Genomic DNA, 21,739 nt, shown 5'->3' with positions numbered 1-21,739 from the left:
TCAATCCCCGTTGCCATTCCCCGGCTTCAGCTTCCAAATCTCGCGGTTATATTCTGCCATCGTGCGGTCAGTGGAGAAGAACCCGCTGCTCGCCGTATTCAGAATACTCATGCGCGTCCAGTGCGCCTGATCTTGCCAGGCCACTGATACCTGTTCCTGCGCATTCACGTAGCTGCGGAAATCCGCCAGCGTCATCCACGGGTCGTGCGGGCTGAGCAGCGCATCCAATACCATATCGAAAATGCCCGGTTCGGTCATATTGAAGTGACCACAGCGAATCAGCTCAATCACCCCGCGTAAATCCTCATCCTGCTCAACGTAATGCCAAGGGCGGTAGCAGTGACGTAATTCCTCCACATCATCCGCCCGCAAGCCGAACAGGAAGAAGTTCGGTTCGCCAACCGCTTCCAGAATTTCGATATTCGCGCCGTCATACGTGCCGATGGTCAACGCGCCGTTCATCATGAACTTCATATTGCCCGTGCCGGATGCTTCCTTGCCTGCGGTGGAAATTTGTTCGGACAAATTCGCGGCAGGCGCAATAATCTCCATGCTCGACACCCGATAGTTGGGGATGAAGGCAACTTTCAAGCGCCCATCCACATCAGGGTCATTGTTGACCACTTCCGCCACGCTGTTGATCAACTTGATAATGCGTTTTGCCATCGCGTAACCAGGCGCGGCTTTCCCACCGATCAACACACAGCGATCCGCCCAGTTATCCAGCTTGCCGAGTTTGATGCGGCGGTACAAATGCACCACGTGCAACAGATTCAGCAACTGACGTTTGTACTCGTGAATCCGTTTCACCTGCACATCGAACAAGGCATTCGGGTTGAAATCGACCCCGCATTCCTTTTTCACCAATGCGGCTAAGCGCTGCTTGTTGGCGTATTTCACCGCCTGCCATTGCGCATGAAACGCGGTGTATTCGGGTGCTGCCAACGGCTTGAGCTTTTCCAATTGGCTCAAATCGCGCACCCAGTCTGTACCAATGTGTTCGCTAATCAACGCTGTCATGCCGGGGTTGGCATGTGCCACCCAACGCCGTGGGGTTACGCCATTGGTTTTGTTATTGAATTTTTCCGGCCAGAGCTGGTAGAAATCGTGGAACAGCCCATCCACCAGCAATTGCGAATGCAACGCTGCCACGCCATTCACCGAGAAGCTACCCACAATCGCCAGCCAAGCCATACGTACTTGTTGCGAACCACCTTCTTCGATGATCGACATGCGGCGCTGACGTTCGGTATCACCCGGCCATTTCATTGCCACTTGGCGCAAGAAACGCGCATTGATTTCATAAATAATTTCCAGCAAGCGGGGTAACAATTTGGCAAACAAATGTACTGCCCAACGTTCCAATGCTTCTGGCAACAACGTGTGGTTGGTGTACGCCATGCAGTTAGACGTAATCGCCCAGGCTTCATCCCAACCCAAGCCTTTCTCATCCATCAAAATGCGCATCAATTCCGCGACCGCAATAGTCGGGTGCGTATCGTTCATCTGGAAAACGTGTTCAGCCGCAAACTTGGTGTAATCGTAATTACCCTGACGTTCCCACAAACGAATCGCGTCTTTCAAACTGGCAGAGGCAAGGAAATATTGCTGGCGTAAGCGCAATTCCTTGCCGTTTTCACTGCTGTCATTAGGGTACAGCACCATTGAAATGTGTTCAGCGTGGTTTTTAGCTTCGACCGCTTCGGTGTAACTGCCCGCGTTGAATTCGTCGAGGTTGAATTCATCCGTCGCTGTTGCTTTCCACAAACGCAAGGTGTTCACGGTATCGTTTTTATAGCCGGAAACCGGCATATCAAACGGCACAGCCAGCACGTCATTCGTGCCGACCCAGCGTACCCGCTGCTTGCCGCTGTGATCAAGAAAATGTTCGGTATGACCGCCGAATTGCACCCGCTGGCTGTATTCAGCACGCTCCAATTCCCACGGGTTCGGGTCGCGCAACCAATGGTCGGGGTCTTCAACTTGGTAGCCGTTGTCGATGTGCTGGCGGAACATGCCATATTCGTAGCGAATCCCATAACCCACTACCGGCAAGCCCAGCGTGGCGCAACTGTCCATAAAGCACGCTGCCAAACGCCCCAAACCGCCATTCCCCAAACCCGCATCGGGTTCTTGCGAAGACACTTCCTCCATGTCGGTGCAATAGTTCAACAACGCACTTTTCGTAGGTTCGCAAATATCCAGATTCAACAAATTATTGCCAAGCGAACGCCCGATCAAAAATTCCAGCGACATATAGTAAGCGCGGCGACGCCCCGGTTGCAGGTATTCGCCCCAAGTCTTACGCCAGTTCACCATTAAACGATCCCGTAAGGTGTACGCCAATGCCTGATACAAGTACACCGGCTTGCAACCCTGAAAACGCCCCAAGTGGTACGAGAGGTAACGCTGGAAATCAGCGCCTAAGGTTTCTGCGTCATTGGATAATGGGTCTAGCGGTACGGCGACATACGGGATGTGCTGTGAAAAGTGTTCTGTCATGCGGTTGCTCCTTTGTTGTATAGCGCCAGATATTCTGTCGCGCTGTTATCCCATCCGAATGCATGTTTCATGCCGGTTGTTTGTAATTGCTGCCACAAGGCTGGCTGATAGAAACAGTCAATTGCCCGCAGGATTGTGCCTTTCAAGGCGCTGGTAATCGGTTCGTGGAGTACGAAGCCATCCACACCATCCGTCACCGTATCCGCCAAGCCACCGGTATGCAGCACAATCGGTGGCGTGCCATAGCGCAAGCTGTACATCTGGTTCAGCCCACACGGCTCAAAGCGCGAGGGCATCAAGAACATATCCGCGCCCGCTTCCAGCAAGTGCGCAAATTGCTCGTCATAGCCGATGAACACAAACACGCGATTGGGGTGTTGTGCCGCCAAATCCCGCAAGCGTTGTTCAAAATAGCCATGTCCCGCCCCAATCAGCGCAAAGCGGGCATCGGTGGTGGCAAGTAAATCGGGAATCGCGTTAATCACCAGATCCACGCCTTTCTGTTCCACCAAACGGCTCACCATGCCCAGCAAAGGGAATGGCAGATGCGAATCAGGATCCTGCACCCCAAAGCGCCGCAACAGCGCGGCTTTATTCAGGCTTTTGCCCGGCTGGACTTGCTCAACACTGTAATGTGCAGGCAAATACGCATCGGTTGCCGGATTCCAAATATCGTTATCAATGCCATTGAGGATGCCGCGCAACTTGTAACTGCGCGATTGCAGCAAACCATCCATGCCGTAACCAAACGCGGGCGTACAGATTTCCCGCGCATACGTCGGGCTGACCGTGGTGACGGCATCCGAATACACAATGCCTGCTTTCAGCATCGAAAAGCCGCCGTAGAATTCCGCGCCTTCCGCTGACCACCAATAGCTTGGCAAGTGTAAGCTGGTGAAATCGGCCTGTGAAAAATGCCCGCCGTAAGCCAGATTATGGATAGTGAAAATCCGCTGCGGGCGTTGCGGCAGCATATCCAGAAATGCAGGCACTAAGCCGGTTTGCCAGTCGTGGGCGTGAACCACATCCGGTGTCCAGTCCAGTTGCAACGCATCCCGTGCCAGTTCCGCCGCTGCCCGTGCAAACACGGTGTAGCGCTCGACATTATCCGCCCAGTCGTAGCCATTCGGTTGCAAATACGGGTTGCCGGGGCGATCAAACAGCGCGGGGCAATCCACAATCCACAGCGGGAACGGGTAATCGGGATGCTGGCTTTCCAGCATTCGCACCGTGTGTATTTGCCCCGCACCTTGCAGTTCCAACCAACCCAGAATCCGCACGCTCCGCAATTTACGCAATAAATCGCGGTAGCCGGGCAACAACAGCCGCACATCCACCTCGGCTTTGTGCAACGCCACCGGCAAACTGTACGCAACATCCCCCAAGCCACCCGTTTTTACCAAGGGGTAGGCTTCACTCGCAACAAACAGTAGTTTCATTCAGCACGCTTGTAAAAATAGCGCCGCCAATGGCGGCAAGGTGACTTCGACCGAATGCTCAAACCCCATCCAAGCATGAGGTTGCACCGGAATCATGCCCGCATTGCCGCAATTGCTCCCGCCGTAGTATTCCGAATCGGTATTCAGCACTTCGCGGTAGCTCGCAGCAGCGGGAACCCCAATACGGTAAGCGTAACGGGGTACAGGGGTAAAGTTTAGCAATATAATCAACTGATCATCAGGATTTTCACCGTGCCGGATCAAACTCAACACCGATTGATCGGAATCATGGCAATCAATCCACTGAAAGCCGCGCCCGTCAAAATCGTAGTGGTGCAAGGCGGGCAAATCACGGTACAGCCGGTTCAAATCGCGCAATACATGGCGAATGCTGTCATGCGCCGGAAACTGGCATAACGCCCAATCCAGCTCTTTTTTCACGTTCCATTCTGCCCATTGCCCGAATTCACTGCCCATAAACAACAACTTTTTACCGGGGTGCGCGTAATGCCATGCATAAAACAGCCGCAGATTCGCAAAGGCTTGCCAGTAATCACCCGGCATTTTATCCAGCATACTGTGCTTCAAATGCACCACTTCATCGTGTGACAGCGGCAGCACGAAATTTTCCGAATACGCATAAATCTGGCTAAACGTTAGCAAGTTATGGTGGTATTTACGATGCACGGGGTTTTGCTCAATGTACTTGAGGTTGTCGTTCATCCAACCCATGTTCCATTTCATGCTGAAACCCAAACCGCCGATTTCCACCGGGCGCGATACCGCAGGCCATGACGTGGATTCTTCCGCAATCGTCAATACGCCAGGGAAATAGCCATGCACCACGGTATTCATTTCGCGCAAAAACGCAATCGCTTCAATGTTTTCGCGTCCTCCATACTGATTCGGCAACCATTCTCCAGCTTTGCGCGAATAGTCCAAATACAGCATCGACGCGACCGCATCCACCCGCAGCCCGTCGATGTGGAATTCATCAATCCAATACAGCGCATTGGAAATCAGGAAGTTTTTCACCTCATTGCGCCCGAAATCGAAAATTAGTGTCCCCCAATCCTGATGTTCGCCGCGACGCGGGTCAGCGTGTTCGTAAAGCGGTTCGCCGGTAAATTTTGCCAGCGCAAAATCATCTTTGGGGAAATGCGCCGGAACCCAATCCAGCAATACGCCAAGCCCCGCGACGTGGCAGGCATCCACGAATGCGCGGAAATCATCTGGCGTGCCGTAACGGGCGGTGGGGGCGTAATAGCCCGACACTTGATAACCCCACGATTCATCCAGCGGGTGTTCCGCGACCGGCATTAATTCGATGTGGGTGTAATTTAAGTCGGTGACGTAAGGAATCAGCGTTTCCGTGAGTTCCGCCCACGAATAAAAACGCCCATCCGGGTGTTTGCGCCATGAACCGGGGTGCAATTCGTACACGCTCATCGGCTGGTGTTGCCAATCGAACTGTTCGCGGGCGCTAATCCACGCGCTATCTTGCCAAGGGTGCGGCACATCATTGGGAACGCGGGAAGTGGTTTCGGGGCGCATGAACATCTGCTGCGCATACGGGTCGGTTTTGACCACAATGGCATCGTGACGGTTGAGGATTTCGTATTTGTAAGAAGTGCCGACTGCAATGCCGGGGATGAAAATTTCCCACACGCCGGAATCACCGCGCACTCGCATCGGGTGACGCCGCCCGTCCCATGCATTGAAATCGCCGATCACGCTGACGCGCTTGACCGCTGGAGCCCACACCGCAAACCGTGTGCCTGCGATACCGTCAACGCTGGTCGCATGAGAACCGAGAACTTTCCAAGCGTGGTGATGGCGACCTTGACCAAGGAGATGCAAATCAAGGTCGCCCACCTGTGGAGGAAACGTATAGGGACAGACGGCATCGTGCCAGTTGCCCGATTGTTTGTCCTGCCAGCGTAGGGCGGGATGCGAAGGAGTGGTGTCAGTTGCAGAGGGTAGCTTCGCTTCAAAACAATCAGTACCTTCCAAGCGTGTCATCAATCCATGCCCGACGACTTCAACCGCTTCAGCGGCAGGCATGAAAGTACGCAGCACCTGGTTGCCATCCGGTAGCGGATGCCATCCCAGCCAATCAAACGGGTCGTGATGTGTGCCTTGTTGTATCCGACGCAAGTTCTCGTTCATTTCGCTGGTGTCCCTGTAGTTTTTCATGCAATTGTGATGCCAGAGTTGCCGGTATGTCTGACCAGTCGAAGCGCCATGCCCAATTACCCTCCACCGTACCGGGGGTATTCATGCGGGCATCGCTACCTAAATGCAGTAAATCTTGTAATGGAATAATGGCTAACAACGCACGGCTGGCAAAAATCGTGTCCAGCATAGTATCTGTCACCTGTGAAGCAGCCTCAATACCCAGCACCCCCATGACGTGGCGCTGGGCATCCGTATTCAGACCGGTGAACCAACCTTGCAAGGTGTCATTATCGTGTGTACCGGTGTAATACACGGTATTCTCACGCACATTGTGCGGCTTATGCGGGTTATCGTCAAAGTGATCAAAGCCGAATTGCAATACACTCATGCCCGGCAAACCGTATTTGTCACGCAAAGCGGTGACATCGGGCGTAATCACCCCCAAATCTTCGGCAATCAGCGGAATATTACCCATGCTCGCTTGCAAGCTTTCCAGCATCGCATCGCCTGCCACCTTTTGCCAGTAACCGTTGATGGCTGTCGGTTCGGTCGCCGGAATCATCCAGCTTGCTTCTAGCCCACGGAAATGATCCAGCCGTACCAAATCGAAAAATTCAAAATGATAAGCGAGGCGTTGTTGCCACCACTGGAAGTTTTCCGTCTGCATGTATGCCCAGTCGTAGTGCGGATTGCCCCAGCGTTGCCCTGTTTCGGAGAAATAGTCGGGCGGCACGCCTGTCACCACGGTTGGTGTCCCGCTGTCATCCAGCAGGAAACGCTGTGGGTTTGCCCACACATCCGCGCTGTCGTAGGCGACGAAAATCGGCATGTCACCGAACAGAGCAACACCGCGTTCAGTAGCATAGGTGCGTAAGGCTTGCCATTGCAACCAGCAAGCATATTGCTCGTGGATAATGGCGGCGAGGGCTTCGGCGTGTTCGCCGCGTGCCGTGAACAGCGTTTTGGGATCGCGGCTGCGGAACGCTACTGACCATTCAGCCCATTCCTTGCCATCGAACTGCTGTTTTAGCACCATGAACAGGGCGTAGTCTTCGACCCAGTGTTTTTGGTTGGCGTACCATGCATCGAAAGAAAACGGCTGCGCCGTTCCCCCCATCCCCAGCCCTTCCCCCGCAAGGGGTGAAGGGGGCGAAGAAAATAGATCTGGGTTTACGGCGAATGCTGACGCACATTGATACGGCGACAACCCCGCCAACGGCACGCCCAGCGGCAACATTTGCCAGACCTTAAAACCCGCATCTGCCAGCCAATCGACCCAGCGGTACGCATCTGCATCCAATTTACCGCTCGGCAAAGAAGTGGGGTGTAACAACACCCCCGCCGCACGCCCAATCGTTTGTACACCCATCAAGTATTCCTACGCATCGTGCCCGCATTTTCAGCGCCTGCACCACCTTGCGACATCGGTTTATCCAGATACTCAGGCGCATCCACGCCCAACATTTCATACAGCTTGCGCAATTGCTGACGGAACAAGCGCTCGAAATCGCGCACGCTATCCGCCGGATTGTAATCGCCGAACCACCAGAACCAGTCAGAACCTTCGCAAATCCCCAACTGACGGCTGGCGAGGGTTTGCTGTTGGGTATCCAACGTACCCGCTGCCATTACCTCGTCGAAGGCGACTTTGGCGGCAGCAAGGTAATCCCACCCACGGTTTTTATCGGGCGAACCAATCCACGTCGAGAACGAGCCATACACCCAACTGCCCGCACAAATCTTAGGCATAGTGCGCGTCGGCAAGTTACTGGCTTCGGCAAACGTGACCATTTTGATTTGGTCAGAATTGCTCAGCGCGGCATACAGCGCATCGAGGAAATACGCGCCGTTTTTCGGGTAATATTCCCACGCATTTTCGCCATCCAAAATGATCGACACCACTTGATTGGAGGCATTGTGATTCAGGAATACCGCAATGTTTTCCAAGTGTTGCACGAAATCTGCCACCGCATCGCGGGCGTGCCAGGTGCTGTACTTAAAGCCGATCAAATCCGACAAACCATCATCGCGGAAGAACACGCGCACCTTGCTATCCACTTGCTGATACGGCATGAACAAGCTGCGTTTGCTGTGTTCATCTTCACCATCGTAACCTGATAAACGGCAACTGTTACGCCACACGCCTTCCCCGGAAGCCGTCCAACGAATCCCCAGCTCATCCAGCAGGCTTACCGCGTCTTCGCTAATTCCACCTTCGGACAACCACACGCCTTGCGGTTTCAAACCGAAATAATGCTGGAATACGTCAATGCCTTGCTGCAAATGCCAGCGTGATCGCACTTCGCCGTCAGGGTAATGCCTAGTTTGCGGCACGGGTGCATCCGGCAAGGAACAACGCAGGTTATTGAAATCATTGAGCAAGGGTACAATCGGGTGCATGTACGGCGTCATGGCTAATTCCACCTGCCCGCGTTCCGCCAGTTTGCGGTAGCGCGGAATCAGACCCGCCAGACAATCACGCATCACGCCCAGCAAATCCCGCCGATCCGCCGCGCTGAACTCGCTGCCCCGTTCTAATAGGCGCTGAATAATGGGTAAGTCTTGCAACGACTGCCCCATCCACGCCAAGTGATACCAAGTCAACAAATCGAGAAAAAATTGATCACTCAAATACACTAAGGAACAACGAAAGCGTTTGCTGCCAATGCCCGACTCATCGGTGGCACCAATCATCTTGAACAAGCGCTGAAATGGCGCGTGCGAGTGAATCATGGTCGGCGCATGACAACGCTGGCATTCCGCGATCAATTCAGCACGCGCTGCCGTATCTGCTGGCACGGGTTCAACCCCTGCCAGCAGATTCAACAACTTATCCTGCATCGGCGTAGCGTTGCTGAGGAACGCACTTAATTGCTGGGCGTAATCGTCGATTTGCTCCAGCAACACCGGGGCAAAGTTAACCACGCTGCGCATCCGGCTGTGTTTTTCCAGATGCGCCGCCATGTCGCTGTAATCTTTGATGCCATGCAAGTAAACCCACGGTAGGCGGTATTCACCGTCTAACCCGTTGCGATACCACGGCTGGTGCATGTGCCAGCAGAGAACAACATTTAACTGGCCATTCGCCATAACATATCCTTGTCGCCGGAGTGAAGTTTTTGTCCCATCATTTCCGCCGTCACCAGGACGATGCCTTCGGGGGTGACGTGGAAGCGTTTGCTGTCGAGTTCGAGGTCTTGTCCGATAATCGTACCATCGGGAATTACCGTGCCTTTGTCGATGATAGCTTTGGTGATCTTGCAATTTTCCCCGATGCTCACTTTGGGCAAAATCACACTATCGCGCACATGGCTGTGTTTACCAATCGTGGTGGCGAAAAACACCAGGGAGCGTTTAACCCTTGCGCCGGAAAGGATACAACCGGCTGAAATCAGTGAGTCAATGGCCTCACCCCGGCAACCTTCATCGTCGAAAATGAATTTAGCGGGTGGATATTGTGCTTGGTAAGTCCACACTGGCCAGTCACGGTCATACAAATTCAGTTCGGGTTCGACGGCGCACTGTTCCATATTGGCTTGCCAATAAGAATACAGCGTCCCCACGTCACGCCAGTAGCCCGGTTCGCCATTATCCTTGCGGAAAGGATAGGCCATTGCCTTGGCGCTGTTGATGTTGGCGGGAATGATGTCCTTGCCAAAATCCCGCGAGGAATGCATTTTCGCAGCATCTTCGTACAGCACTTTGTAGAGAAAATCCCGGGAGAAGATGTAAATCCCCATCGACGCTAACGCCATGCCCGGCTTGCCAGCAATTTCTTCGGGATGAGCAGGCTTCTCAGCGAATTTAGTGATACGCAAGCCATCATCGACCGACATTACCCCGAAACCTTTGGCTTCCTCCACCGGCACTTCAATACAGCCCACGGTGAAATCCGCATCAGAATTGACGTGGTGTATCAACATTTTGGAATAATCCATCGTGTAAATATGGTCGCCACCCAACACCAGCACGTAGTCCGGGTCATGGCGTTGCACGATGTCGATGTTCTGGAACAGCGCATCCGCAGTGCCTTGATACCATTCCTTTTTGTTGGTGCGTTGTTGCGCAGGAAGGATTTCCACGAACTCGCCGATTTCCGCCCGCATAAACCCCCAGGCGCGTTGCAAATGGCGAATCATGGAATGCGATTTGTATTGCGTCAGCACCCCAACCCGCCGAATGCCGGAATTCACGCAATTGGATAAAGCAAAGTCGATAATGCGGTATTTACCACCGAATGGCACAGCAGGTTTTGCCCGCCACATCGTCAAATCTTTCAAACGCGAACCTTCGCCGCCCGCCAACACCAAGGCCAGGGTTTTACGGGTCAACTCCGTGACCATCTTCGGTTCAGTGTAATAACGGTACAACTTTGCCTGCTGATTTTTATCCAGTGTCATGATGTCTTCCTATGTTGCAGTGCAGCCGCCAGCGCCCCTTGTAAGCCGAGCCGCGTATTGGTAATTAAGTAGATCGGCATTTGCTGAACCAAGCCAGCCATCCTGCCTTTGTCAAAACAAGCCGCCAAAAACCGGGGTGTCTGTAACCACGCTTGAATGCGAGCGGAAATACCACCCGCCAAATACAAGCCACCGCGTGGCTGGTAGAGTAGCGCCACATTGCCGACCCAGTTAGCGTAAATATCGGTAAACAGCTCCATCGCCGCCAGCGCTATCGGGTCGCCCGCTTGGGCAGCGCTATTCACTTCAGCCCCACCACGGTCACGCAACTCATCCGGCAAATTGCCCGTCATATCATGCAGACAAAACTGGTAAACCTGATTCACGCCGGGGCCAGACAAGACCCTTTCCCACGACACATGGCTGAAACGCTGGCGCATAAATGCCAGCAAGCGTTCTTGCTGCGCATTCGCAGGCGCAAAATCGGTATGCCCACCTTCGGTCGCAAAACTCTGGTAATGTCCATTGGCATCCGCTTGCATCCACGCCAATCCCAAGCCCGTTCCCGCGCCCGTAATCACACGCGTTTCCCCGTTCCCTGAGTGCACCCCCGCATTCAACACCACATAATCTGCCGCCGTTAGCGTGGCAACACCTGCCGCCGCCGCTTGGAAATCATTCATAAAAAGCAGTTGTGGGGTATTCAACAAGGCTTGCAGCGCGGCATGTTCCAGCGTCCAATCCAGATTGGTGAGGCGAATCGGTTGACCGGCTTGCACCGGCCCCGGCAAAGCTAAACAGACACTATCCGGGGCAACGGTTTGCTGCGCATCTGCCAAGAATTGCTGCAACAACGCTTCGGCACTGACAAATTCGCTACTGGCATACACATGTTCGAAGCACACTCTGGCAGTCTGCGCATCGGCTTGCACCCATGCCAGCCAGCTTTTTGTACCGCCAATATCACCAGCAATTACATTCATCGACGACCCTATGGTTACGTATGCGTTTTTGGGTTATGGCTTGTTATGCCTTGATCCTAGCAAGCGTGGACACGCCATGCGCTGCTACAGGTCAAGGTATGCGCGTTTATACTGCCCGTTATTGGGCGCGTTGTTGCCGATAGCGATTAATTAAACCATTGGTGGAAGCGTCATGCGAGGTCACAGGCTCGGCTGCATTCAATTCAGGCTGGATGCATTTCGCCAATTGCTTGCCCAATTCAACCCCCCACTGATCGTAAGAGTTCAGATTCCAAATAATGCCTTGCACGAAAATTTTGTGTTCGTACAACGCAATCAACATACCTAAAGTATGCGGCGTGAGTGCCGTCAGCAATAAAGCATTACTAGGGTGATTACCAGCAAACACTTTAGGCGCATGAGGCGGGGTCACGCCACTGTCGCGGGTTTCTTGCAAAGTACGCCCCCGCATTAGCGCTTCGGTTTGCGCCAAAAAGTTTGCCATCAGAATATCGTGCTGCGCGTGCAAATCGGTCGGCGGCGTGACCGAAATAATGAAATCAGCCGGAATCAACCGTGTACCTTGGTGAATCAGTTGGTAGAACGCATGTTGCCCATTAATGCCACTCGTCCCCCAAATAATCGGCCCGGTGGCATAATCCACGGCGTTGCCATCACGGTCGACCGATTTGCCATTGCTTTCCATATCGGCTTGCTGCAAATACAAGGGCAGACTGCGCAAGTAATGATCGTAAGGCAGGATGACTTGCGATTCTGCCCCAAAATAATTGCTGTACCACACACCCAACAGCGCGAGGATGACCGGCATATTGCACTCAAACGGTGCATCACGGAAATGCTGATCCATTGCGTGTGCGCCATCCAGCAAGGCAATGAAATTTTCTGCCCCCACTGCCAACACCACCGAAAGCCCAATCGCTGACCACAACGAATAGCGCCCCCCGACCCAATCCCAGAAACCGAACATATTCTCAGGGTCAACCCCAAACCCCATCACCGCTTCCCGATTGGTGGAAACCGCCACGAAATGCTTGGCAATGTGCGCGTCATCGGCAGCGTGTTGCAAAAACCAGTGCCGCGCATGGTGCGCATTGGTCATGGTTTCTTGGGTGGTAAAGGTTTTGGAAGCGACGATAAACAGCGTGGTTTCAGGGTCAAGGCTTTCGAGCTTTTCGGCAATGTGTGCACCGTCAACATTGGAGACGTAATGCATATTCAGGCGTGGATGACGGTAGGCTTTCAAGGCTTGGTACACCATGTGCGGTCCCAAATCAGAACCGCCGATGCCGACGTTCACCACATCCACAATCGGCTTGCCGGTATAACCTGTCCAGCTACCGCCACGTACCCGTTCGGCGAAAGCGCTCATTTGTGCGATCACCGCATTCACCGCTGGCATGACATTTTCACCGTCAACCAGCACCGGCGTATTGCTGCGATTGCGCAAAGCAGTGTGCAATACGGCGCGGTGTTCGGTGTTATTGATGGTGTCACCTTGGAACATGCGTTCGCGCCAGCCTGCCACATCAGCCGCTTCCGCGAGTTGCATCAGCAGTTGCAAGGTTTCAGTGGTAATCCGGTTCTTGGAATAGTCGAGGAAAATATCGCCAACTTGCAGGGAAAAGCGTTCAAAACGGGCAGGATCAGCGGCAAACAATTCGCGCAAATGCACATCGCGGAGGGTTGCATAATGCTGTTGCAGGGCGGCATGAATGGGCTGGTGCAATGCCGGTAGTGTGCCAGCATGGGATGGATGTTCCGTGGTGATGGGCATGAATTCTCCTTCTGCGTGTAACCAGCAATATAGTTATGCAAATTCTATGCCGGAAAACCACTAGCTTGCCTTGATCTAGCGCAGGTTTATTGTTGTAAATCGTACCGGATTTTCCCCCAACACAAGTGAATACGCAATGAAATTTTGCCCCAATTCAGTGCGTAGCGCTCAGCAATCAGAGCCACCGGTTGGAATCTTACAAGAGCGGATTCTGCCTGTTGCCGATTGGATTTTGATTTTGTAACGCGCAACCCCACTGGCATTTAAATCCTGCTCGTATTCCTGTGTATCCGTATTCAGCACCAAGCTGCCACTGACACCTGCGATCCCACCATTGGGCTTGTAACGAATGCTGGGGGTTATGTTATTGGGAATGGTATCTGGACCAGTAACCGTGACGCCATTAAAATTCGGCATGGTATCCAATAGAATTTCCTCAGCCGCATTGGTGTTACCGGAGCCGTAATTACAACCGGAAGCATCAATCGCATCGTTACCGTTGCAATCGACAAACACAATCCAGCCGTTATCAAATCCATCGGTACTGGTTTTATCCACGCAACCTGAGCCATCCGCTTTACGCACGCACATAGTGACAGGATAATTACGTTTTACCGCTTCTGCGCGTACATAGTTGAGGGTGGAAACCAGTTGGTTATTGAGAGCGGTCAGGCGATTATTTTCCACCATTTCACGCAATGACGGCGTAGCCACGGCTGCTAATATTGCCACGATGGTGACAGTGACGATGAGTTCGATGAGCGTCAAACCGCGCTGTGAGTGTTTGTTCATGAGGCATTCCCTTAGCTGTGTCTTATTGTTGGGATTCAGGGAAGAAAAGGCGTCCATGCCATGCACGTACTTCCTTGTGTGGCGCAGTATACCGGTTCCGCCATTTATCAGCGGTGAATGTGGGATGAACGGCTATCCGCAGCAGATTAACCGCGTTAACGAACTACTTGCGCCAAAATGCCGGGGTTAAAATCACCAACATGGTGAATAATTCCAAGCGCCCCATTAACATCGCCAGACATAACCACCATTTAGAAAAATCATCGAGGCTTTTGAATGTACCCGCGACATCCCCAAGCCCTGGCCCCAAGTTATTCAAAGTGGCGGCAACGGCAGAAAATGCGGTAATTTGATCGTACCCCTGCGCCATTAGCACCAGCATAAACACCACAAACACCGCGATATACACCGAGAAAAAGCCCCACACCGCCTGCATCACATTTTCCGGCAACGGATTACGGTTGATTTTTATGCTGATGCGGGCATTGGGATGAATCAGGCGATTGACTTCACGAATCCCCTGTTTCACCAACAGCAGGAAACGAATGACCTTCATGCCCCCGGCGGTAGACGCGGCACACCCGCCAATAAAACTGGCAAACAACAGCAACACCGGCAAAAATCCCGGCCATTCACTGTACCCTGTGGTCGTAAAGCCAGTGGTCGTCCCAATGGATACCACATGAAACACCGAATGCCGCAATGCTTCCGCAAACGTTTCATAGGTTGAGTTGTAAGCCAAATACAGCGTGCTGATCACCATCAGCCCCAGCATTAAACTGACATAGGCACGAAACTCCGAATCCCGCACATACCCCATGAGACTGGCACTGCGCCAAGCGATAAAATGCAGCCCGAAATGCACCCCGGAGAGCAACATAAATACGATGGCAACCGCCTCAATGGCACTGCTATCGTAATACCCAAGGCTGGAATCATGGGTTGAAAACCCACCAATTGCCACGGTACTAAAACTGTGGGAAATCGCATTAAACCAGTCCATACCCGCCACGCGGTACGCCACCGCACACAATACCGTCAACACCAAATAGATGTACCACAGCAATTTAGCGGTTTCGGTAATGCGTGGAGTAAGCTTGGCATCTTTCATCGGTCCCGGCGTTTCGGCGCGATAAAGCTGCATCCCCCCAACCCCCAGGATCGGCAGAATCGCCACGGCCAACACGATAATACCCATGCCCCCCAGCCATTGCAGTTCCTGACGGTAAAACAGCATGGAACGCGGCAAACTGTCCAAACCGATAATGACCGTCGCCCCGGTCGTGGTTAGCCCGGAAATAGACTCGAATACCGCATCGGTCACGGATAATTCCACCGATTCCGACAAGATGAAAGGCAACGACCCCGATAAGCCCAACACCACCCAAAACAACACCACAATCAAAAAGCCATCGCGGGAACGCAATTCGCCGCGCTCACGGTAAACCGGTAGCCACAATAAAAACCCACCAGCTAACAACAAGGCAAAACTTTCCCAAAACGGCAAGGTTTCCGGGTCATCCATTGCCCAACCAATCAGGATAGGCGGCAGCATGGTCAGGCTAAACACCATGATCAATAAGCCCAACACCCGTTGTATGACTTTGAATTGCATAGGCTTAAAAGAATTGGATGCCGACTTGGAACAGTTTCTCCACCGCTGGCACGTAACGTTTGTCCGTCACCAGCATAATGATGTGGTCATTTTCCTGCACCACCAATTCAGCAGCAGACATCAAAATGCTATCCCCCCGCACCAATGCGCCAATGGTCGCACTGGGAGGCAATTTGATTTCATCCAAACGCCTGCCCACCACCCGCGAGGTTTTGTAATTGCCATGTACCACCACTTCAATCGCTTCCGCCGAACCGCGCCGCAAAGCATGTACCGCCACAATATCGCCCCGGCGAATATGCGTCAGTAACGCGCCAATGGTCACTTGCTGCGGCGAAATCGCAATGTCGATGCTGCTTTCCACCAAATCAATGTAACTGGGGCGGTTAATCAGGCACATGACCCGTCTTGCCCCCAAACGCTTCGCCAACATGGAAGACAAAATATTGGCTTCGTCGTCATTGGTAATTGCCACAAACACATCGGTATTGTCGATGTTTTCCTCGCTCAGCAAGCTTTCGTCAGCGGCATCGCCTTCCAGCACAATGGTTTTATCAAGGCGTTCGGCGAGTTTGGCAGCACGTTCATTATCTTTCTCAATGATTTTGACGTGATAACGAGACTCTTCCAGCAAACGTGCCAAGCGATTGCCAATATTGCCGCCACCTGCCAGCATAATGCGCTTGTAGGGTTTGTCGAGCTTGCGTAATTCGCTAATAATGGCGCGGATGTGTTTGGGGCTGGCAATGAAAAAGATTTCATCATTAACTTCCACCACCGTGGCTTCGGTCGGGTTAATCGGCTTGCCTTTGCGGAAAATTGCCGCAACCCGTGCTTCCACACCCGGCATGTGTTCACGCATGGCTTTCAAGGGGGAACCAATCAGCGGGCCATCATGCAGCGCTTTCACCCCGACCATTTGCACCTTGCCATTGGCAAAGCTGATCACTTGCAAGGAACCGGGGTGGGAAATCAGGTTAAAAATATGCTCTGTCACCAATTGTTCCGGGCTGATCAGCACATCAATCGGCACCGCCGCATCGTTAAACAATTCGGGGCGATCCAAATAATGCGAGGAGCGAATCCGCGCAATTTTGGTCGGCGTATGGTAGAGCGTATGCGCAATCTGGCAGGCAACCATATTGATTTCATCGCTATTGGTCACTGCCACGATCATATCGGCATCCTCGATTCCGGCACGTTCCAGCACCCGTGGGTAGGAAGCCTGTCCCACCTCCACTCGCACGTCGAGTTTTTCACGCAAGTCGCGCAAGGCAGTGGCATTCGTGTCCACAATCGTGACATCGTTGTCTTCGTTTACCAATGAAGCGGCAACGGAATGACCCACTTGCCCAGCACCGAGAATCAGGATTTTCATAGCGTGCGCTTAGCGTCCGTATTTTTTCGGGTCAACATTGAGGGAGCGCATTTTGCGGTACAAATGGGTACGCTCCATTTTTACCTGATCCGCGAGTTTGCTCACATTGCCATCGGCTTGTTTGAGCTGATAAATCAGGTAATCGTGTTCAAACTGCTCGCGGGCTTCCCGTAGCGGCATATCAAACAGGCTTTCGGGAATTTGCCCGATTTCCTGTGAAAACACAGGAATGCGTGTACCGACGGACTCTTCCACCTCATCCAGCGACACCTCAGTCTCAGTACCCAAAATCAGCAAGCGCTGCACCAGGTTGCGCAATTCGCGGATATTACCCGGCCACGAGTGATTACGCAGAAAATTCTGTGCCGCCAGCGAAATATGCCGGTACGGCAAACCGTCTTGTGCGGTCAGAATATCAACGTAATGATTCAGTAATTCCGGCACGTCTTCGGGGTGGTCGCGCAAGGGCGGGATCATGACCGGCACGATATTCAACAAGTAATACAATTCCTCATTGAATTTACCGCCACGCACATCATCCAGCAAATCGTGGGAGGAAGACACCATCAGGGTAATATCCATATCCACCCAATCGCTGCCACCGATACGCATGTAGCGGTTTTCCTTGAGGGTATGCAGCAAACGGGTCTGGGTATCCTGATCCAATTCATAGATTTCAGCGAGGAATAGCACCCCGCCATTGGCTTCATCCAGCAAGCCGTATTGAATTTTGCCCTGCTCCTCACGCCCAAACAGCAAATGGCTGAGCGTGGTCGCATGGTCTTTACCTGCACTCAAGGCAGCACGCACAAACGGGCGATTTTTACGGCTACTGATGGCATGAATATGACGGGCAAACGTCTCCTTACCCGTACCCGGCTCGCCATACAACAGCACGCGGCTATCGTGTTGCGCAATGCGTTTGGCTTGTTCACGCAAGCGTTGCATGGGTTGGCTACTGCCTACCGGTTCCAAAGAGCTGACCATTTGTTTGCGCAAACCCCGGTTTTCTTTTTCCAGTTGACTGGCACGCAAGGCATTGCTAATAGTCAGCAACATTTTTGCCATCGACAGCGGCTTTTCAATAAAATCGTGTGCGCCGAGTTTGGTGGCTTCCACGGCAGTTTCAATCGTGCCATGCCCTGACATCATAATGACTGGGCAACACAGCGTATCGTTTTCACGCCATTCTTTGAGCAGGGAAATGCCGTCTTGCCCCGGCATCCAAATATCGAGCAAAATCAGATCAGGTTTGCGGCTGCGGTGCAGTTCACGGGCTTTGGCGGCATTTTCAGCCGTGACTACTCGATAGCCTTCGTCTTCGAGAATTTCACTGACAAGCTGGCGAATATCCGGCTCGTCATCCACCACCATAATGTATTGTGCGGTCATATCCCTACTCCCTATGCCTCATTGACTGGAAACTTTACGCTGATTATAGCGCCTCCGCTCTCATGATTGCGGGCGCTGATGTATCCGCCGTGCTCCTCAACGATTTTTTTAACAATCGCCAAGCCCAAGCCGGTGCCTTTGTGTTTGCTGGTAACGTAAGGCTCGAACAAGCGTGGCAATAATTCTGGCGCAATCCCAGAGCCATTATCCCGAACACTGAGTATGGCTTGTTTGCTATCCACTTGGTATTGCGTACTGATAGTGACGCTGGCGGGGCTGACGTGATGTTCCTCCAATGCCTCCAGCGCATTTTTGGTCAAATTCACCAGCAGTTGGCGAATGCGGTGAATATCCAGCGCTAACGCAGGCAAATTCGGAGCCAGTTCCAGATGAATCTGCACCTGTCCTTCATTCAGGCGGTACAACTCAGCAATTTCCTGCACCAACGCATTCAGGTTCACCGACTGGAGACGTAAGCTGGGGGCGCGGGCATAATCGCTAAAGGCATTCACCATCGACTTGAGGTTGTCGACTTGCTGCACAATCGTATTGGTCATGCGTTGCAGGAAACTGGCAGAGTCGGCACTGAGTTCCCCTGCCAATTTGCGGTGCAAACGTTCCGCCGAAAGCTGAATCGGGGTCAGCGGATTTTTGATTTCATGCGCTAAGCGCCGCGCCACTTCGCCCCACGCCGCATCGTGTTCGGACTGAATCAAATCCGTCACATCATCAAAGACCAACACGGAACCTTGCTGCCCCGACACGCCTTGCGGTAAGGAAGCACCCCGACACACCAAAATCACCCGCCCATCTTCGGTATTCAAAGTGATTTCAGCCTGCCATTCACGCCCGGTGAGCATGTCTTGCCAATGCGTTTGCACCATATCAATGAAAGGCTGTAACGCGGGCAGCTTATCCCCCAATTCACTCAAGGTTTTACCGACTTGATCCAGCAAGGGTTGGCGCAAAATGCTGTTAGCCGCCGAATTCACGCGCCGAATCGTACTGGCTTCATCCAGCGTAATGACCCCGGACGATAAATGTTCCAGCACCACATGCAGGTAATCGTGTTCCTGTTGCAACTGGCGGCGGGCTTGTTCACGCTCCACCCGTGCATCTGACAGACGCTTGGTCATGGTATTAAACGAACGTGCCAAGATGCTGAAATCATCGCGTTCCGAGACAGGCAATTTCTTATCCAAATCACCAGCGGCGACCGCGAGCGTGCCTTCCACCAGCGTGCGTACCGGGCGCGTCAAGCGCCGCGAAAACACAAACGCTGCCCACAAAGAAAACAAAGTAGTCAACACCATAATGACGATAATCATCAGGCGAAACATGTTTTTCAGCACATCGCGCTGATACACCAGGCTTGTGTATTCATTACGCCCTGACAACACGCTTTCAGCCAAAGCACGCTCCCGCTCCGCTATCGGAAAGCGGGCGGTAAGGATAGCCTGATATTCGCTCTCACGCCCATAACGAACCTTCAGCGCCACCCGTGAAAACAACTTATCCGTACCTTCCGGTTCAAGTGCGTAATAATAATCACGGATTTGCATGGCACGAAATAAACCCTGCCCCGGCATTTGCGGAATCAAGGTTTCGGTATCTTCCAATGCCAACGCCAACAATTGCTGGGAATGATCCAGCAGCACGATTTCACTTGCACCGATACTGAGAAATTTCTCCAATAACAGCGGGATTTCGTGCACCTCTTTGCCGTGCAGGCTAGGGTGGAAACGCCTTAAGGCATCCAAATATTGACGGTGACGGGTTTCCAGTGCCAACTCGCTCAATTCGAGCGAATCGCCCAAGGCACGCTCCACCGACACTGAAAACCAGCGGTCAATGCGTGTACCAATCAGGTTAACCGCAAACAGCGAGACAAATAAGACCGGCAATAAGGTCAGGATCAGAAAACCCGTCATTAAGCGCAAGGTAAAACGCGAACCGGCTTGCCGGGTGCGCCACTGATTAAATACTTTGACCAAATTACCGAGAATAACCACACTCAGTAACACCAGCGTCAGCACACTGAAGTAAAAATGCCAATCCCCGTAACGCTGGAGATTACTGGGGCTGAGCGTCGCCAGATTCAATAACGTCAACGACACCATCAGCAATAAAAACACTAACAGTAGCGGCAGCCATTGCCACCAACGGTTTTTTAGGGAATCGGCCACAGCACTCCATCACTTTCCAGTGAATAGCGGTCAGAAAATAATGACTTCAGTTTCAACGGCAACTCCAATGATTGCTGAGTAAGCGTAGCGGTCACAAAAATAGCCGCATTATCTCCCCACGCATCCCCCGGTAGCGCTGGCAAGCGATGATCGCTCAAGGCTCCCATTTGTTCTAAGGCAGCGGGCAGATTCGGGAAGTTCCAGCTCTGCTTGGTATCCTGGCGCACGACCTGATACTGCTTGCTCAATGGATGGTATTTTAGTTCAGTTTTCACCACCACCAAGGGTTTTTGAGTATTCCACCACCAAGTGTTATGCCACTCCAAGGTAAAGCGAGTTTCGTTTTGTAATGTTAAGCCATTCAATAAGCCTTCACGCAAATAATCACTCAGGTCGTAATCCAACTTGAGGGTGGTTATCAATTGCTTGGGTGGCTGAATCCGAATAGAAAACTCCTGAAAACGGATGCTGCTTTCAGAAGCCTGCGCCTGCGCCTGCCCCAAACAAGCGCACAGCAATAGCAGTCCGGTGACTAAAAATCGCTGCGTTATGGATAATTTGCTGATCACGGTATTGTTTCCTGCACTGCTTTGCCCAATCGTGCGTAGTAAAACCCATCCATGCCCTGTTCCCCCGGCAAAATTTGCCGCCCGACGGTTTGGGCATGACCCCATGCAGCCTCTATAGGCTGCTGGTAAGCATCAGGGTATTCCGCCAAAAAAGCTTCCACCTGACGGCTGTTTTCATCCGGCAAAATTGAGCAAGTCGCATACAGCAACTGCCCGCCGGGGCGCAAAGTATGCCACAAACTGCGCAATAAACGCGCCTGTTCTTGTTGCAATTCGGCAATATCGCTGTCACGGCGTAATACTTTAATATCCGGGTGGCGACGGATGACACCAGTGGCTGAACACGGGGCATCCAACAAAATACGGTCGAATAATTGACCATCCCACCAAGTTTCCAATTCCCCCGCATCCGCTGTTACCAGTTGCGCCTGCAAATTCAGGCGTGTCAGGTTTTCGGTGACACGTTTGAGGCGTGATTCGCTTTCATCGAGTGCACTAAACAACCACCAGCTAAAGCTGGTGGGTTTTTTT

15 protein-coding genes are annotated in these 21,739 nt (G+C 52.6%); all 15 read right to left on the bottom strand.

What is annotated here, in order from left to right; genetic code table 11:
- Positions 1–2,502, bottom strand: a complete 2,502-nt coding sequence (locus tag L2Y54_RS04645) for a glycogen/starch/alpha-glucan phosphorylase (protein WP_236500178.1) — start codon at positions 2,500–2,502, stop codon at positions 1–3.
- Positions 2,499–3,941 (bottom strand): glycogen synthase GlgA, encoded by a 1,443-nt coding sequence (gene glgA, locus L2Y54_RS04640; RefSeq protein WP_236500169.1) that lies wholly within the window; start codon positions 3,939–3,941, stop codon positions 2,499–2,501. The genes L2Y54_RS04645 and glgA overlap by 4 nt, the downstream gene beginning before the upstream one ends.
- Positions 3,942–6,110 (bottom strand): 1,4-alpha-glucan branching protein GlgB, encoded by a 2,169-nt coding sequence (gene glgB / locus L2Y54_RS04635; protein ID WP_236500168.1) that lies wholly within the window; start codon positions 6,108–6,110, stop codon positions 3,942–3,944.
- On the bottom strand, positions 6,058–7,488 hold the full coding sequence (malQ, locus tag L2Y54_RS04630) for a 4-alpha-glucanotransferase (RefSeq protein WP_236500165.1): 1,431 nt from the start codon (positions 7,486–7,488) through the stop codon (positions 6,058–6,060). Before malQ ends, glgB begins: the two co-directional genes overlap by 53 nt.
- A complete protein-coding gene (locus L2Y54_RS04625) occupies positions 7,488–9,209 on the bottom strand; it encodes a glycoside hydrolase family 57 protein (protein ID WP_236500164.1) in 1,722 nt (573 codons plus the stop codon). Before L2Y54_RS04625 ends, malQ begins: the two co-directional genes overlap by 1 nt.
- A complete protein-coding gene (gene glgC, locus L2Y54_RS04620) occupies positions 9,191–10,519 on the bottom strand; it encodes a glucose-1-phosphate adenylyltransferase (protein WP_236500163.1) in 1,329 nt (442 codons plus the stop codon). Before glgC ends, L2Y54_RS04625 begins: the two co-directional genes overlap by 19 nt.
- Positions 10,516–11,502: a glucokinase gene (gene glk, locus L2Y54_RS04615; protein WP_236500160.1), complete on the bottom strand. Its 987-nt coding sequence runs from the start codon at positions 11,500–11,502 to the stop codon at positions 10,516–10,518. Before glk ends, glgC begins: the two co-directional genes overlap by 4 nt.
- A 118-nt stretch (positions 11,503–11,620) precedes the next feature.
- Complete coding sequence (pgi, locus tag L2Y54_RS04610) at positions 11,621–13,276, bottom strand: glucose-6-phosphate isomerase (protein ID WP_236500158.1); 1,656 nt, start codon at positions 13,274–13,276, stop codon at positions 11,621–11,623.
- A 168-nt stretch (positions 13,277–13,444) separates the two neighbouring features.
- A complete protein-coding gene (locus L2Y54_RS04605) occupies positions 13,445–14,068 on the bottom strand; it encodes a GspH/FimT family pseudopilin (RefSeq protein WP_236500157.1) in 624 nt (207 codons plus the stop codon).
- Positions 14,069–14,231: 163 nt separating this feature from the next.
- Positions 14,232–15,683: a TrkH family potassium uptake protein gene (locus tag L2Y54_RS04600; RefSeq protein ID WP_236500155.1), complete on the bottom strand. Its 1,452-nt coding sequence runs from the start codon at positions 15,681–15,683 to the stop codon at positions 14,232–14,234.
- Positions 15,684–15,687: 4 nt separating this feature from the next.
- A complete protein-coding gene (gene trkA / locus L2Y54_RS04595) occupies positions 15,688–17,061 on the bottom strand; it encodes a Trk system potassium transporter TrkA (RefSeq protein WP_236500153.1) in 1,374 nt (457 codons plus the stop codon).
- 9 nt (positions 17,062–17,070) lie between these two features.
- Complete coding sequence (locus L2Y54_RS04590) at positions 17,071–18,453, bottom strand: sigma-54-dependent transcriptional regulator (RefSeq protein ID WP_236500151.1); 1,383 nt, start codon at positions 18,451–18,453, stop codon at positions 17,071–17,073.
- An 11-nt stretch (positions 18,454–18,464) separates the two neighbouring features.
- Positions 18,465–20,639, bottom strand: a complete 2,175-nt coding sequence (locus L2Y54_RS04585; RefSeq protein WP_236500149.1) for a sensor histidine kinase — start codon at positions 20,637–20,639, stop codon at positions 18,465–18,467.
- Positions 20,624–21,208 carry a DUF4390 domain-containing protein gene (locus L2Y54_RS04580; protein WP_236500146.1) on the bottom strand — a complete coding sequence of 195 codons (585 nt, stop codon included), beginning with the start codon at positions 21,206–21,208 and terminating at the stop codon, positions 20,624–20,626. Before L2Y54_RS04580 ends, L2Y54_RS04585 begins: the two co-directional genes overlap by 16 nt.
- Positions 21,205–21,711 carry a 16S rRNA (cytosine(967)-C(5))-methyltransferase gene (locus L2Y54_RS04575; protein ID WP_236500144.1) on the bottom strand — a complete coding sequence of 169 codons (507 nt, stop codon included), beginning with the start codon at positions 21,709–21,711 and terminating at the stop codon, positions 21,205–21,207. Before L2Y54_RS04575 ends, L2Y54_RS04580 begins: the two co-directional genes overlap by 4 nt.
- Positions 21,712–21,739 lie beyond the last annotated feature (28 nt).

It is taken from the genome of Thiothrix winogradskyi (genome assembly GCF_021650935.1).
In the GTDB taxonomy this organism is placed as follows: domain Bacteria; phylum Pseudomonadota; class Gammaproteobacteria; order Thiotrichales; family Thiotrichaceae; genus Thiothrix; species Thiothrix winogradskyi.
Note: the sequence above shows the minus strand (reverse complement) of the source record. Positions and strands in the feature narration are given on the sequence as shown.